This is a genomic window from Acinetobacter sp. YH12045 (assembly GCF_013419925.1).
Lineage (GTDB): Bacteria > Pseudomonadota > Gammaproteobacteria > Pseudomonadales > Moraxellaceae > Acinetobacter > Acinetobacter amyesii.
Window position 1 is genome coordinate 290,478 of the sequence record NZ_VOZE01000004.1, and the last position, 15,687, is coordinate 306,164.

The window sequence follows — 15,687 nt, forward strand, 5'->3', positions numbered from 1 at the left end:
TTAAGACTGTCGTGGATTAAATGACGGAAAAGCTTGAGCAAAAGCCGCATATGCTTGTTGCTCTTGTTCGGTTTGTGCAGCTGGTATCTGTATATTTAAAATCAGGTAAAGGTGTCCGGGTGTTTTATTTGGTATCCCTTTGTCCTTTAATCGTAGCTGCTGACCAGTACGTGCATTTTTAGGAATTTGTAGTTCTAATGTTTTGCCATCAGGACTGGTAAATGCAATTTTTTGACCCAATGCGGCTTCCCATGGACTGATATTCAGTTGTTGGAAAATATCAACGCCTTCTACACGGGTTTGCTCGGTTTGTTTATACAAAATTTCAATGTATAAATCACCAGCGGCCCCACCGTTATAACCGGATTGCCCTTGGCCGGAGAGTCGAATTTGTTGACCTGATTTAATCCCTGCAGGAATTTTGACTTGCAGGGTTTTACGTTGGACTTCAGGCTCACCATGGGCGTTGAGGCTTGGAATCTGTAAGGTGATATTCTGCGTTGCACCATGAAAGGCAATATCTAAATCCACTTCTAAACTGGCGTGTTGGTCTTCACCACGGAAGCTCTTGGTTTGGCGGTTTGCACGTTGATACTGATAGTCACCGCCACCAAAGCCTTGCCCAAAACGACCAAACAAGTCTTCAAATCCACTAAAGTCCGCATGCTGACCATCAGTCGTCGATTGGCGATAAAACTGAGATTGGTCAAAACCACCTTGGTTGCCAGCATTAAACCCAGCAAATCCTTGAGGATGATCGAGTTCAAAATCGTATTGTTTTTTCTTTTCGGCATCACTTAAAGTGTCGTATGCAACATTAATCGCTTGCATACGCGTTTCAGCATCAGCCTCTTTACTGACGTCAGGGTGATATTTACGCGCCAATTTTCTATAGGCTTTTTTTATTTGATCAGCCGAAGCATCTCGGGCGATCCCTAAAGTTTGATAGTGATTGTCTGGCATACTCTCTGTATAAATATTGATCATGTTTTAATCAATATAGAAGGGTTCATCAAACTGTCATAGGGGCAAACAGCATCTTATTGTTTCAAAACATGACAATAAAAAAGCCTCACGAGGAGGCTTTTAAAAACACATTTAAAATTAATATTTTATCCAAGTGACACTACGACCAATCACTGATACACCAACATAACCACGTATAGTTAAATGTTTTCCTGAAGCACTAAGTCTTGCTTTGCCTTTATAGATTTTTCCACCAATCGGGTCCAGAACTTTACCGTTTTGGAATTCACGTGGATTTTTTGGATCTTGTTTAAAGTCCCAAATAAATGGCAAGCCGATAAAAGGTTTATTTTTCAATTCACCTGGGCAGTTCGAGCAGACGCCCATTTTTTCAGTGCCAGGGACATTGCGTGTGGTGACAATGATGCCTTCATAGCTTCCATCGGCTTTTTTGCGAATTTCAACGTCTGCACGTGAATATCCTGTGCGGTCATCGACGGTTTTCCACTTACCCACTAGCGGATCGGTTTCCGCAGCGATTGACAATCCTGACAAAGTGCTAAGTACTATTCCGGCAAATAATTGTTGATATATTTTTTTCATTTCATCCCCTGAAAATTCAGAATTGTGTTTTTAGAGTAAGTTACCTAATTTATATATAAAGTCCTACAAAATCAATGTGATAGTTTGTGATGTATTTGGCAGAATTTTTTAAAACACTGCTTTAATATGGAGTTTTTACTCTAATTTTTAAGTTAAAAAAGGCCTTTAATGATTTAAAGGCCTCGTGCTTAGTTTTTGACCCAAGTGACATTGCGTCCAATTGCAGAGCCTTCAGTACGACCATTGATGATCAAATGCTTGCCATTATTCATCAAACGAGCGCGTGCATTGTAGTGCTTGCCTGATTTGGGATCGAGCATCACTCCACCCACAAATTCATTGGGCTTTTCTGGATCAGCGCTTAAGCCGCTTAAAGTGGTTAAACCGACCATGGGTTTATTTTTCTGAGCACCGGTGCATTGCGTGCATGTCGAAACATTTGCTGTTCCGGGTACGCTTCGGCTTTGGATAATGGTGGCTGAATACACGTCATGCTTATCTTTGCGAATCACCACATCGGCAAGGGAATATCCTGTTCGATCATCAATGGTTTTCCATGTCCCCACTAAGGGGTCAATCGCCGCAAAAGCAGAGGATAAACTGCAGATGGAGAACATGCCGAACAGGATAGAAGGGAGGCATTTAACAGCCATATAATTACCCACATTACACAAAAAGCGGATGCCTAAAACTTAAAGGCATAAAAATATTATGGGTTTAATGTAGCCTGAAATAATATGAATATTCTAGTGATTTTGTAAGAATTGGTATTTATATTTTGAGCCAAAACATGAACGTGTTGGCGCTAAATGAGGTTTATGCTGAACGTCTACGCACTAGTAAAATAGTCGGAATTCATCTCAAAGTAGATTGTTATCGGCATGATGAACTCGTCTGGAGTTGAGTTCATCATGCTAATGAAAGCCGAAATGCTGCTTTAGTTGACGCGGATCCAAGATACCGTCCGGCCGAGAAGCGTGGTCCCGACATAACCTCGAAGTGTCAGGACATTGCCGCGCGCATTCAATTGCCCTTTACCTTGATAAGTACTGCCTGAAAGTGGGTCGATCACCTTGCCATCGGTGTACGCATTCTCTTTTGCATTATGTTTAAAGCCAGAGAATATCGGTAAACCAATTAAGGGTGCATTTTTGAGTTTACCTTCGCATTTTTCACAAATCGTGGTGACAGGGCGGTTGGGGATGGCATGTACTTTGGTGATTTTACCGCTATAGCTACCGTCTTTTAATTTGGTGATTTGGACTTCTGCACGGGCATAGCCTGTTTTGTCATCTATGGTTTTCCATGTCCCGACGAGGTCTGCTGCATGTGCTGTTATTGGGCCAAAGCAGAACATGGCTAAAAGAATAGCGAGTATTTTGAGTTTCATATTTTATCCAGTTTTTTTTACATTATTTTTCTATTAAAAATAAAGCTCTGTTGATTTTTTTGACTTTATTTCTGGCGCGATTCTACTCGAAAAAAAATTGATCGCAAATACAGCTGATCATCTTGAGGTTATAAAGTTTGCAACCATTTGACTAAGCGCAAGAAAGTAACTGTTCTAAATTTAATCGGAATAATAAAAAAGCACCCCGAAGAATGCTTAGATTTAGGCTTTTAATCATGCAATGATTTAGCTAAGGTGTTGACCAAAAAGGGATAAAGCTTCTTCTGCAGTAAAGGTATATTTTGTATTACAGAATTGGCAGTCCATTTCAATTGGGTTTTGAAACTCTAAGGTTTCACGAACTGCAGCAACACCAATTTGTTCAAGTGCTGTTGCACAGCGTTCTTTTGAACACGTGCAGCCAAATTTTAAGGCTTCAGTTTCAGGAAGACGAACTTCTTCTTCGTTATATAAACGATATAAGATTTCATTTGCGGATAAAGACGTTAACTCTTCTGCTTTTAATGTCTCAGTCAGCATGGTTAAACGTGGCCATAGGTCTTCATCGACACGGCGTTGTTCTTCTTCGTTGTTACGTGGTAATAATTGAATCAGTAAACCACCTGAACGGCTGTTGCTGCTTGCTAAGACGATACGTGTTGGGATCTGTGCAGATAGATCATAATATTGCATCAAGCAACCCGCTAATGTCGGTTTGTCTAAAGGTACAATCCCTTGATAACGCTCACCAAATTCAGGCTCGATATTAATGAAAAGTACTGGGTTTACCAAGGCTTTCAGTACTGTGCTGCTGTCTTCAGCAGCTTGAAAGTGCGGGTCTTCTTCATAATCGGCAAGTGCGCGAACTTCACCGAGATGATTACATTCCGCCATTGCCCATTTAAATGTGCCTGCAGCCTGAATTTGTAAGCTAATACGACCTTTAATTTTTAAGGTACTGGCCAACAAGGCAGTCGCGCTGAGCATTTCACCCAAGAGAATTTGTACAGCAGGTGCATAGTCACGCTGTGCAAGAATCGTTTGTAGGGCTTCTTCAAGATGAACCACTTCTCCACGAACAGGGCTATCTTCAATAAAAAAGCGTTGGCGTAAATCTGACATAAAATTCTCCATAACCCTGCTTTAATGGTGACGATATTGTAAAACACAAGTCATTCATTATCATCTCTTGTGACATCAATACGATGACGTTGTAAGCTTCGTTGTAAATCAACACCTGTAGGTTTTTCACGGGCTTGCGCATCGCTTTCAAACAAATGTTCCAGTTCAGCTAAAGCGTTACGATGCGTTTCATAAATCTTTTGTTCATCGGTATAGATTTGCTGCTGTTGAGTCAGCAGTTTTTCATCATAATCACGGAACAATTCGATACTTTTATAGGCATCTTCATCGCTGATGCCTAAGTCGCACAGCATGTGATAGGCCATTCCTAAAGAGGATAAATAGGTTTCACGCCAAATATGCTCAATTCCTAAATCACGCAGCAAATGTACCTGATGACGGTCACGCGCGCGAACCAATAATTTTAGCTGAGGGTAATTCAGTCGAATATGACGCGCCACATTCATTGAGTCTTCAATATCATCTATGGCAAGGACGAACACTTTGGCATGTTCAATGCCCGCAGCGCGTAAAATATCTGGTTGTGTGGCATCGCCATAATACAGATGACCACCATAATTACGTACGAAATCGACTTTGTCTAAGTTGCTATCAATGGCGGTAAAAGACAAATGCTGTAAATGCGCCACACGAGCAATGATTTGTCCGAAACGTCCAAAGCCCGCAATAATCACAGGATTATGTTCATCCGGAATGTCGTCATATTCGGGAATGGTTTTTGGATTAAAACGTGGCAAAATTTGTGATTGTATTAACCAATACAACATAGGGGTCAACACCATCGACAAGGTGACGATGAGGGTTAATGGCTCCAAAATGGCTTGCTGTACGACATTTTCACTTTTCGCCACACTAAAGACCACAAAGGCAAATTCACCGCCTTGAGCCAAACAGGTCGCCAGTAAAATACTGTTGCGCCATGAATTTTTGAGATAACGCGCAATCGCGGTAACTGACGCCATTTTGATGAGCATCAGTGCCAACGCACCACCGATAATGAACCATGGCATTTCAACAAATAATGACAGTTCCGTGGTCATGCCTACGGTCATAAAGAACAGACCAAGTAAAAGCCCTTTAAACGGAGCAATACTGGCTTCGAGTTCATGGCGGAATTCCGAGTCTGCCAATAGTACGCCAGTCAAAAATGCTCCGAGTGTGGTACTGATGCCAAGTACATCCATCAACACCACGACACCCAGCACTATAAATAAACCGACAGCGGTGATCAGTTCATGCGCACCACTTTTCGCGACGAAGCGGAAAAAAGGCCGCATTAAGTATCGACTAAATAAAAATAAGCCTGAAAAAGTCGCAATGATGGCAGCGAAATAGGCGATTCCGTGATGTGATGATTCTGTCCCTGCGAGCAGGGGAATGACTGCAATCAGGGGAATTGCGGCCATATCTTGAAACAGCAAAATCGAAAAGGATTGCTGCCCATAGGTGGTGTTCAATTGCTGCTTCTCACTCAGCATCTGCAAGACAAAGGCAGTAGAAGAAAGAGCGAGAGCGAAACCGATAACGATACTGGCTGCAATGCCTTGTTGTAATGCAAAAAAACTGCCTAGCGCTAAAACAAGACCGGTCAGACCGACTTGTAAACTCCCCATGCCGAAAATAGAACTACGCATACTCCATAGACGCTGTGGACGGAGTTCGAGGCCGATCAGGAACATCAGTAAGATCACGCCAAACTCAGCGAGATCTTGGATCGCTTGGGGATCACTGGCAATGTTAAAGACATCGGGGCCGAGCAAAATACCGGTGAACAGATATCCCAATACCGTTGCAATACCAAAGCGCTTGAGCAAAGGGACAAGCAATAAGGATGCGCCAAGGAAAATTGTGATCTGTAACAGTAGTGACATTTACTCGTCCTAGAGTTGTATTTTTGGTCGAAAGTTGCAATTCAGTATGACTGATTTTTCAGACTGAATTGTACGCGTTTAACTGAGTTCCTGTGGGTCTATATCGAGGCTCAATTTCATATTTGATGGCTTGTTATGCAAGATGTTTTGCCACCAATAACGCAGATAATAATGTAAGCGCGCACGATTTGTAGACAGTAAAACCATGTGGGATTGATAACGTCCTGCTTTGCGCTCCATCGGGGCAGGAATCGGCCCCCAAATGTCAATAATTCCAGCAGCGTCCTGACGTAGCAATTGTGCATGTTGCTGTAAAAATTCAGTATTGAGTTCTTGGTTTTTTGACTCACAGCGTACCAATGCGGCATAGCGAAACGGTGGCATTTGTGCCATTTCCCGTTCTTTCATGGTTTCTTTGGCAAATTTTCGATAGTTCTCATTGACCAAAATATTCAAAAGTGGATGGTCGGGTCTTAGGGTTTGTAAAAACACATCGCCTTTACGTTCGCCACGGCCGGCACGCCCTGTGACTTGCACAATGAGTTGAGCGGTACGTTCGATGGCACGGAAGTCCACACTCAGCAGACCTGAATCGATATCTAAAATCGCCACCAAGGTGACGTAAGGGAAATGATGACCTTTGGCCAGCATTTGTGTACCAAGTAAAATAGCAGGCTCACTTTTTTGAATTTTTTCATAAATCTTTTGCCAACTACCAACGCGGCTGGTCGAGTCACGATCCACTCGAATGATGTCATGTTCAGGAAACAACTCATTTAAACTTTCTTCAACTTTGGCTGTGCCCATCCCAATAGATTTGAGCTCCTGATGATTACACTGTGGACAGTGATCTGGCATACGGTGAATGGTGCCGCAGTGATGACAATGTAAATGTTGATAAGGTGTGCGGTGTACAGTGAAATTGGCATCACAGTGTGGACATTTGGCCTGCCATGCACAACTTTCACAAATCAGTACAGGTGCATAACCGCGGCGGTTTAAAAACACCAATACTTGCTCTTTTTTTTCTAGCCGTTTACGGATTTCACCAATTAATAATTGGCTGATTCCATGCTGCTTCTGTGCCACTTTCAGATCAAGGATGTGCATTTTCGGCATGACCGCGGTGCCTGCGCGTTGGTTTAGTTCCAAAATTGTCATCTTGCCTTGTTTGGCAAGGGCATAGCATTCAATGCTAGGCGTGGCAGAACCTAAAATTACGGGGCATTGTTCCAGATGCCCACGGTAAAGTGCGACATCCCGAGCGTGATAGCGAAAGCCTTCTTGTTGTTTAAAGGACAGATCATGCTCTTCATCAATCACAATTAAACCTAGATTAGGCAGTGGCGTATAAATCGCAGAACGCGTGCCTAAGATAATTGACGCCTTACCTGTTTGCGCAGCTTGCCAAGCTTGCATACGTTTTGAATCGTTCAAACCCGAATGTAGTAGAGCAATATTGCAATGAAAACGTGATTGGAAACGGCTAATGGTCTGTGGGGTAAGTCCAATTTCAGGCACTAAAACCAAGACCTGTTTGCCTTGCTTTAGAATCTCTTGCATGATTTGTAAATAGACTTCAGTTTTACCACTGCCAGTTAAGCCATCGAGCAGGAAGGCCTGATATTTTTTACGTGCGTTTAATACGCTATCGATCGCTTTTTTTTGGTCAGGGTTTGCCGTAAGTGGCATTTGCGCCATGCTCATCGGCATCGGGCTAAAGTCTTGTTCTGCTAAAACACATTCGCAGATGCCTTTTTTCTCTAAGGCTTTGAGTGTTGCTGTTTCCACACCTGATAAATTTAAAAGATTTTCACCTGTGCCTGTGGGATGTAATTTTAGTATTTTATACGCTTCTTGTTGACGCTCTGAACGTTTAATTTTGGCTTCAGCATTATGGTCGATCAAATTCCATGTCCGTGCCAATAAATTATAGGGTTTCCCTTGGCGTAACAGCGTTGGAAGGGCACTTTGCATCACTTCACCAATCGGAAATTGGTAATACTGTGCAGACCATGTCAATAAATTTAAAACTTTCTCATCTAAAATGGCGCGATCATCAAGAAGTTCGGTAATGGCCTTGAGTTTAAAGCTTGAATCGAGTGGTGCATCGGGAGCAATTTTTTCCACGATGATACCGGTCAAATTTTGCCGACCAAAAGATACAGCAACACGAGCACCTACTTCAGCTTGTTGGTATTGCTCTTGGCTTAAGCTGTAATCGAAGCAGTCGTATAAATATACCGGAACGGCGACTCGAACGCGGTAAATAGGTGTTGCAATGCTCGCTGAATTTGCCATAAAACGTGGATAAGTTCCTGATTAAATTTCGTCGTGATCGTAAAGGAGTTGTGTTAGAGTGAGCTCATATTTTATATCTAAGAATATGAATGATTTTGATGGTCAGACGCAACTGCGCTGATAGAAATTTTGGAAAATTAGAGCATTACAATGCCTGCATATCAGTTTACTGCCATAGACGCTTCAGGGAAGCAGCAGAAGGGTGTACTTGAGGGTGATTCTGCGCGTCAAATTCGTCAACAGCTCAGAGATCAGTCACTCATTCCAGTTGCTGTCGATCCGATAGAGCAAAAAGACAAACACGCGCAGCAGCGCTGGTTTCAAAAAGGGTTGAATGCCTATGACTTGGCTTTATTGACTCGCCAACTTTCAGTTTTGGTTGCCGCTGCAATTCCATTAGAAGAAGCGATTCGTGCTGTGGGAAAACAAAATGAAAAAGCCCATGTGCAAAACCTGTTGATGTCGGTGCGTTCTAAAGTTTTGGAAGGGCATTCTTTAGCCAACGCACTACAACAAGCGGGACGCTTTCCTGAACTGTATATTGCCACGATTGCAGCAGGTGAGCGTTCAGGTCATCTCGATCTTATTCTCGACCAACTTGCCGATTACACCGAAAACCGCTTTGCCATGCAAAAAAAAGTGCAGGGTGCGATGATTTATCCCATCATCCTGATGTTAATGTCTTTCGGTATTGTGATGGGACTCATGACCTATGTGGTCCCAGATATTGTCAAAACCTTTGACCAAAGCAAAGATGCCTTGCCGTGGATAACGATCGCTTTAATGAAAGCCAGTGATTTTATTCGAATGGCCTGGCCATTTTTATTGGTCGGTAGCGTAGTCTCGATTTTTCTCTTGGTTCGATTCCTCAGAACAGCGGCGGGACATTATGCCTTTGACCGATTGACCTTGAAATTACCGTTATTTTCCAAACTGTCTAAAGGCATTAATGCCGCTCGTTTTGCCAGTACCTTGTCGATTTTAACCAAGTCTGGCGTGCCATTGGTCGATGCTTTAAAAATTGGCGCAGCGGTCAGTAATAATTGGGTGATTCGAGATTCGGTCAACCTTGCGGCAGAGAAAGTAACAGAAGGTGGTAATTTAGCAACACAGCTTGAGCGAAGTGGTTATTTCCCACCGATGATGGTACAAATGATCAAAAGTGGTGAAAGTTCAGGCGAATTGGATCGGATGCTAGAACGTGCGTCGACGATGCAAGACCGTGAAGTGACGACCTTAATTTCAACTTTATTGGCGTTGCTTGAACCGCTGATGTTGGTATTTATGGCGAGCATTGTACTGGTGATCGTGATTGCTGTGATGCTGCCAATCGTGAATATGAATAATATGATTTAAGACATTCGAACAATGATGTGAACAGAGATTTGTAACATGCAAGTGAAGACAAAAAATATGAAGCAACAAGGTTTTACTTTAATTGAAGTGATGGTGGTCATTGTCATTTTAGGTGTTTTGGCAGCGCTGATTGTACCGAACGTGATGGGCCGTGGTGAAAAAGCCAAAGTTGATACCACAGCGATTACTTTAAAAAGTGTCGCTGGCTCATTAGATCAATACAAAATGGACAATGGTAAATTCCCTTCAATGCAAGACGGTGGATTAAATGCTTTGGTCACTAAACCTGAGTCTGCTAAAAACTGGTTGCCGGGTGGCTATATCAAAGGTGGCTATCCAAAAGACAGTTGGGACAATGACATCCAATATGTGATTCCAGGTTCTGAAGGCCGTCCTTATGATCTTTATTCATTTGGTGCGGATGGTCAGTCTGGCGGTGAAGAAAATGATGCCGATATTTACTATAAACACTAACTGAGAATAATTTTAAATTCAGTTTTAATGGAATTAATCACTTCACTTAATAGGATGTTTCAATATTGAGTGAAGTGATAATAAATCTTAATTATAAAATTAATATTAAGTTATTGAATTTACTTTAAATTGCATAATATAAAATATGTGATATTTATAATAAGAATTATTCCTAATTTTATTGATTACAATAATCGCAAAATATGAATAAATATAGGCTTTTCATTTAAATAAAACCGCGCATAATATCTTTTATGGTATTTTTTTAGCCATGGAGGATAGTATGAAAGCATTATTATTAACGGATGAAATTAACCAATTTCATTGGTCTATGCTGAAATCTGTTCTTTTGATTTTAAGTATTCTGCCGATCAGTCAAGGCATTGTGTATTTATGGCAAAGCACTGAGGGCAGTAGCCAAATTATGGTGGGCTTCTTTGCCATGAGCTTAATGAGTTCATTACTGGCTTTAAGTTTTTGGTCTGCATTAAAAGCGACTGTGGCAAATTTAAAACAAGAACATGTATCTGCCATCGAACAAATGGTTGTTCGTCTTTATCGATATATTCCAATGGTATCTTTAGCTGCCATGCTTTCCTATTTAGTTACGCAGTTATAACCCCAAAATTAACCTTCAAAACTGGAGCTTGTTCCAGTTTTTTTATGTCTCGTGTTAATGAACAGTTCGTAGCGTACATCAGTGCATACTTCTACATGGTACGCGCTCTAACATAACCTTGCTTTGTCCGTTTTGACGCATCGAATGTCTGTTTCACATATGGTCATCCTGAATGAAATTTTTATAATCTTTAAATATCAGATCTTAGATAGTTAGATAGTTAGATGAAGTACAACAAAGAAAAGAAAGAGGGAAAAATGCAACAGATCGATTGGCAAGATTTTTTGAAAGTTGAATTACGTGTAGGGAAAATTGTGCAGGCTGAAGTCTTTGAGCAAGCACGTAAACCCGCGTACATTCTTCATGTGGATTTTGGAGAGGAACTGGGCATTAAAAAATCCAGTGCGCAAATTACACAGCTGTATCAGCCTGAAAATCTATTGGGAAAATTGGTCGTTGCCGTCGTGAATTTTCCAAAAAAACAAATTGGTCCAATCCAGTCAGAGTGTTTAGTCACAGGTTTTCATAATGCAGAGGGGCATGTTGCTCTTTGTGTGCCTGATGCAGAGATTCCCCTAGGCACCAAGTTACTTTGAAAAAGTAGGGTGAACTGGCACCCTGAAAGTTTATCAATAAAAAACCGAGCCAAAGCTCGGTTTTCTTGATCTTTTGTAGCGGAATCAACGGCGTGATTTAAAAGAAATATCAACTTTACGCGGGCGATAAATCCAACCGAGAACCAATAACAAGAATGAGAAAATCAACACAGGCCAATCACTTAAGCGTGTGTAAAGTGTCTCGCCTTGCATGGCAGGTAAATCACCACGAAGTACCGCATCTTTATCCATCGGTGCTTGTTTCACAATGTGACCATTATGATCAATAAAGGCGGTAATGCCAGTATTGGTTGCACGGATAAACCAACGGCCATTTTCTTTGGCACGCATTTGAACCATTTGTAGGTGCTGATGTGGGCTCGCTGTTCCAGTAAACCAAGCGTCATTGGAAATAGTCACTAGGTAGTCACTTTGACTGGCATTACGGCGCGTTAAGTTGGGATAAGCCACTTCATAGCAAATCGCTGCACCTAAATCATGACCTTTAACATTCAAAGGCTTTTGGTTGTTTGCGCCACGTGAAAAGCCACTCATCGACGGGTCATTTTGTAGGGCAGGTAGTACCCAACTTAACATCCCTGAAAGCGGAATGTATTCACCAAAGGGGACTAGACGTTGCTTCTTGTATAGACCAGAAGATTCATCACCAGTTGCCATGATGGTGTTGTAATACATAGGGTGTTGGTTTTGCTGTGATTCCGCTAAATCCCAATAGGGAATACCTGTCACCCAAGCCGTCCCTGTTTTATTGGCTTGGACTTTCATCGCATCCAGAAACGGCTCAATATCGGTTTGGAACATAGGAATGGAGGATTCCGGCCAAACAATGACATCACGCCCCCATTCGGTCCGACTTAATGACGCATATTTCATTAAGGTTTGAGCTTGGTATTCTGTTAACCATTTTAAATCTTGTGGAATATTGCCTTGAATTAAGGAAACACTCAGCGGTTTTTCATTTTTAGGCTGAACAAATTGCAGTTGCGCTGCACCCCAGGCGCCGAGCAAAACAAGGGCAGAGGGAACAATCCAAAAGATGCGTTTACGCAGGATTTCAACTAAGGCACAGGCCAATACAATGACCGCAAAAGACACCCCAAAGATCCCGAATAGTGGAGCATAGCCATCGAGGAATCGTTCAGTAAAGGCATAACCTGCAAACAGCCATGGAAAACCGGTAAAGACCCAAGTTTTACTCCACTCGAAAAATACCCATAGTGGCGCAAAGGTCAGTGGTGTTTCTGGAAAGAAGCGGCGGTAGAGCCAACTCTGAACTGCGGTAAACAGTCCCATCACAATCGCCATAATGGCAATCATCAAAACACTGAGTGCTGAATTGGTATCACCATAGACATGGATCGAGGTATACAGCCAAAAAGCCCCAACAAACCATAAGCCAAAGCCATAAGCTAGACCAATGAAAAACGATTGTTTAGGGGTACGTTGACTTAAGCAGGCATATAGCAGGGCTGGAGATAAAATAGCCAACCACCAATAATGATAAGGTGCCAGCGACAAGCTGAATATGGCACCTGAAAATAATGCAATCAGCAAAGGATAGATGAAAGGTAGCTGTTTTTTTTGTTGTGAGTGGTTTAGCAGCTTATCAAAGTAGGTTCTCATTTACGGACAGCTCGGATCAGATGAATGGTACGTGCATCTGCCTCCAAAATGGTAAACTCCCAGTTTTCAAGTTCAATCACTTGACCTTGTAAATCACTGACCAAGCCCATTTCTTGTAGCAGTAAGCCGCCCACAGTTTCTACTTCATCATCTGAAAAATCAGCATCTAAAAGATTGTTAAAGTGTTCAATTGGTGTAAGTGCTTGAACCAACCATGTATTTGCACTTAGTGGATCTTCATCTGGAATGATAAATTGAGCTTCTTCATCGACTTTGTCGTGTTCGTCTTCAATTTCACCTACAATTTCTTCAAGAATATCTTCTAAAGTCACTAAACCTGAAGTTGTACCATATTCATCAATCACTACAGCGATATGGGTTTGGGTATTTTTTAACATACGTAAAACTTGGTCAGAACGCGCGCTCTCGGGTACAAATAAGGGTTGACGCATTAATGCACGAATATCGACTTTGGTGGTCGGTTCTGTCAAAAATGGCAACAAATCTTTGGCCAACAAAATACCGACAACATTGTCTGGCTGGTCTGAGGAAAAGACTGGGAAACGTGAGTGTGCAGATTCAACAAGTACATGCAAAATATCTAATAGCTCATCATCTTCTTGCAAGCTGATCATCGCAGTACGGGGGGTCATGACCTCGCGGATTTTAGTTGCAGGTAAGTCGAGTACCCCTTCGAGCATGGCAACTGTATCAGGTTCTAAGAAGCGACGTGAATCTTGTACCAATTTCAACAGTTCGTCACGGGTTTCTGGTGCAGTGCCCAGCCATTTACGTAAGCCGCGCATGCCCCACGACGGGCCGGATTCCTCTTGCATGATCTTTCCTAAAGACTCTTAATATCTAATAAATGATGATTTTATCATACCGTAGAAAATACAGTTGTCTATTGTTAATGTTGATCTAGATGATGAGCGATCAAGTCATTTTAAGACGCTATCGTTTGCATTTTTCAAGCTAACATTCGGTCGTCAGGATTATGCTAAAATAGCCCTAGATTTTAATACTGAGTTTTCTAATGTCTGAGCCTTCTGTGCCCCCATCAATTCAATTAAACACCCGTGGCTTACGTTGCCCTGAGCCTGTGATGATGTTGCATCAAGCCATTCGTAAATCAAAATCGGGTGATATTGTTGAGGTTTTTGCAACAGATAATTCGACCTCTTGGGATATTCCGAAATTTTGTATGCATTTAGGTCATGAGCTTTTGCTTCAAGAAGAACGTCTTGATGAAAATGGAAATAAAGAATTCCATTATTTGGTTCAGAAAGGTTAATTTAAGAGATTGTAAAAAATAATAATTATTAAGATGTTACATTTTTATTAATAAAATAGGCTGGTCAAGTCTGATGGCTAGCCTATATCATTCGCAGCATAATTATACAAAGTTTAAAAAACAGACTTTTAAAATGTTAAATTCGATTGCTCTTATACTTGAAAAATTAGGCTTATCTGCCCAAAAACGTGCCATTCATGTGCAATTTTCCAACCCTGCGTTGAATGATGAGCTTTTTATTCAACGTATTGATGGGGAGCATGTCTTAAACCAAGGCCTGCAAGCGACTTTGATTTGCCTATCTACCAATGCCCTTATTCCACTAAAACAATTTATTGGCGCACAAGTTGCCGTTGATCAAGTGACCGATCAGGGCGAACTCTTCCGCACCACCGGTATCATCACCGAAGCCACCCAAGGGCAGAGTGACGGTTCACTCACGCTGTATAAACTCACTTTAGAAGATGCAACATCGCTGTGGCATAAGCGCCGCAACAGCCGTGTGTTTATGAACAAATCTGTTCGCGATGTCAGTGAAACTCTCTTTAAAGAATGGCAAAGCAAAAGCCCACTCTTTGCATCCAGTCTAATGCTTGATTTAAGCGGTTTAAGTCAGAACTATGATGTCCGACCTTTCATCATGCAGTCGAATGAAAGCGATTATGACTTTTTAACGCGACTTTGGCGCAGTGAAGGCATCAACTGGCTCATTGATGAAGCACAGCTGAAAGTGCCGCATTCCTCAGCCCAAATTGAAAAACAAAAACTCCGCCTGATTGATGACAATAGCCAATATCAAGCACTCAGCTGTCGTAGCATCCGCTTTCATCGCTCTAGCGCCACAGAAAAACAAGACAGCATCACCAGCTTGATTGGTGAACGTAGCATTCAGCCGACAGCGGTACACGTACAGCGCTGGCAAGCCGATGGTCTCAGCCAAGAAGAAGGTGCAGGTTCAGTTCAAAGCAAACATCAGCATAGCCAAAGCCAAGACAATGCCAGTTTAAGTTTGGAACAAGCATGGCATGTCAGCCCTGCATGGATGCAAGACTTAAAAGGCGAAGACCAAGCTACGGCTTCATCAAACAGTCAGATTGAAAAACTGAATCAAAACCTCACGCGCTATCATGAGCTGCAATCTAAAAAATTCAATGCGCAATCGACTGTGCGTGATACACAAGTGGGTTATTGGTTTGAATTGAATGAACACCCAGAAATCGATCAACACAGTGGTGCAGATAAACAATTTTTAATCACTGAAAAGAAATTCTATAACCAAAATAACTTACCCAAAGACCTCACCGAACAAGTCAATCAACTGATTGAGCAGAGCCAGTGGAACATTAAACCGATCCATGAACAGGCCGAGCGTCAGGCTAATCAGCTCACATTACAACGCCGCAATATTTCGACCGTTCCTGCATATAATC

15 protein-coding genes are annotated in these 15,687 nt (G+C 41.9%); 6 read left to right on the forward strand and 9 right to left on the reverse strand.

The features are described 5' to 3' along the window. The 7 genes from FTU02_RS07955 to FTU02_RS07985 all read right to left on the reverse strand — a co-directional run bounded on the left by FTU02_RS07955 (nt 1) and on the right by FTU02_RS07985 (nt 8,274). On the reverse strand, nt 1–963 hold the full coding sequence (locus tag FTU02_RS07955; protein WP_180156647.1) for a DnaJ C-terminal domain-containing protein: 963 nt from the start codon (nt 961–963) through the stop codon (nt 1–3). Nucleotides 964–1,104: 141 nt separating this feature from the next. Further along, the gene (locus FTU02_RS07960; protein ID WP_168377965.1) at nt 1,105–1,569 is read right to left on the reverse strand and encodes a DUF2147 domain-containing protein; all 465 of its coding nucleotides are present in this window, start codon (nt 1,567–1,569) and stop codon (nt 1,105–1,107) included. A 188-nt stretch (nt 1,570–1,757) separates the two neighbouring features. Beyond that, the gene (locus tag FTU02_RS07965) at nt 1,758–2,222 is read right to left on the reverse strand and encodes a DUF2147 domain-containing protein (RefSeq protein WP_180156622.1); all 465 of its coding nucleotides are present in this window, start codon (nt 2,220–2,222) and stop codon (nt 1,758–1,760) included. Nucleotides 2,223–2,506: 284 nt separating this feature from the next. Next, nucleotides 2,507–2,959, reverse strand: a complete 453-nt coding sequence (locus FTU02_RS07970; RefSeq protein ID WP_180156624.1) for a DUF2147 domain-containing protein — start codon at nt 2,957–2,959, stop codon at nt 2,507–2,509. Between the two features lie 246 nt (nt 2,960–3,205). Then, nucleotides 3,206–4,081: an Hsp33 family molecular chaperone HslO gene (hslO, locus tag FTU02_RS07975; RefSeq protein WP_111885623.1), complete on the reverse strand. Its 876-nt coding sequence runs from the start codon at nt 4,079–4,081 to the stop codon at nt 3,206–3,208. Between the two features lie 50 nt (nt 4,082–4,131). After that, the gene (locus FTU02_RS07980) at nt 4,132–5,973 is read right to left on the reverse strand and encodes a monovalent cation:proton antiporter-2 (CPA2) family protein (protein WP_180035001.1); all 1,842 of its coding nucleotides are present in this window, start codon (nt 5,971–5,973) and stop codon (nt 4,132–4,134) included. A gap of 78 nt (nt 5,974–6,051) precedes the next feature. Next, nucleotides 6,052–8,274: a primosomal protein N' gene (locus FTU02_RS07985; protein WP_180156626.1), complete on the reverse strand. Its 2,223-nt coding sequence runs from the start codon at nt 8,272–8,274 to the stop codon at nt 6,052–6,054. A 150-nt stretch (nt 8,275–8,424) separates the two neighbouring features. Between FTU02_RS07985 and gspF the strand changes: the two genes are divergently transcribed. From gspF to FTU02_RS08005, 4 genes are all read left to right on the forward strand, one after another. Continuing rightward, nucleotides 8,425–9,630 carry a type II secretion system inner membrane protein GspF gene (gene gspF / locus FTU02_RS07990; protein WP_180089615.1) on the forward strand — a complete coding sequence of 402 codons (1,206 nt, stop codon included), beginning with the start codon at nt 8,425–8,427 and terminating at the stop codon, nt 9,628–9,630. 36 nt (nt 9,631–9,666) lie between these two features. After that, on the forward strand, nt 9,667–10,104 hold the full coding sequence (gspG, locus tag FTU02_RS07995) for a type II secretion system major pseudopilin GspG (protein WP_078189784.1): 438 nt from the start codon (nt 9,667–9,669) through the stop codon (nt 10,102–10,104). A 283-nt stretch (nt 10,105–10,387) separates the two neighbouring features. Continuing rightward, the gene (locus FTU02_RS08000) at nt 10,388–10,723 is read left to right on the forward strand and encodes a hypothetical protein (protein ID WP_180156628.1); all 336 of its coding nucleotides are present in this window, start codon (nt 10,388–10,390) and stop codon (nt 10,721–10,723) included. Nucleotides 10,724–10,980: 257 nt separating this feature from the next. Continuing rightward, on the forward strand, nt 10,981–11,319 hold the full coding sequence (locus tag FTU02_RS08005; RefSeq protein WP_180065770.1) for a tRNA-binding protein: 339 nt from the start codon (nt 10,981–10,983) through the stop codon (nt 11,317–11,319). 84 nt (nt 11,320–11,403) lie between these two features. On the opposite strand, the gene lnt is transcribed toward FTU02_RS08005, so the two are convergent. Both lnt and FTU02_RS08015 read right to left on the reverse strand, forming a co-directional pair. Continuing rightward, complete coding sequence (gene lnt, locus FTU02_RS08010) at nt 11,404–12,963, reverse strand: apolipoprotein N-acyltransferase (protein WP_180156630.1); 1,560 nt, start codon at nt 12,961–12,963, stop codon at nt 11,404–11,406. Next, entirely contained in the window at nt 12,960–13,799 is an 840-nt protein-coding gene (locus tag FTU02_RS08015; protein WP_078189781.1) for an HlyC/CorC family transporter, read from the reverse strand. The genes lnt and FTU02_RS08015 overlap by 4 nt, the downstream gene beginning before the upstream one ends. 200 nt (nt 13,800–13,999) lie before the next feature. Here FTU02_RS08015 and tusA point away from each other — a divergent pair, with 200 nt between their 5' ends. Further along, a complete protein-coding gene (gene tusA, locus FTU02_RS08020) occupies nt 14,000–14,257 on the forward strand; it encodes a sulfurtransferase TusA (protein WP_078189780.1) in 258 nt (85 codons plus the stop codon). Between the two features lie 133 nt (nt 14,258–14,390). After that, a partial coding sequence (locus tag FTU02_RS08025; RefSeq protein ID WP_180156632.1) for a phage late control D family protein occupies nt 14,391–15,687 on the forward strand: 1,297 nt, incomplete at its 3' end.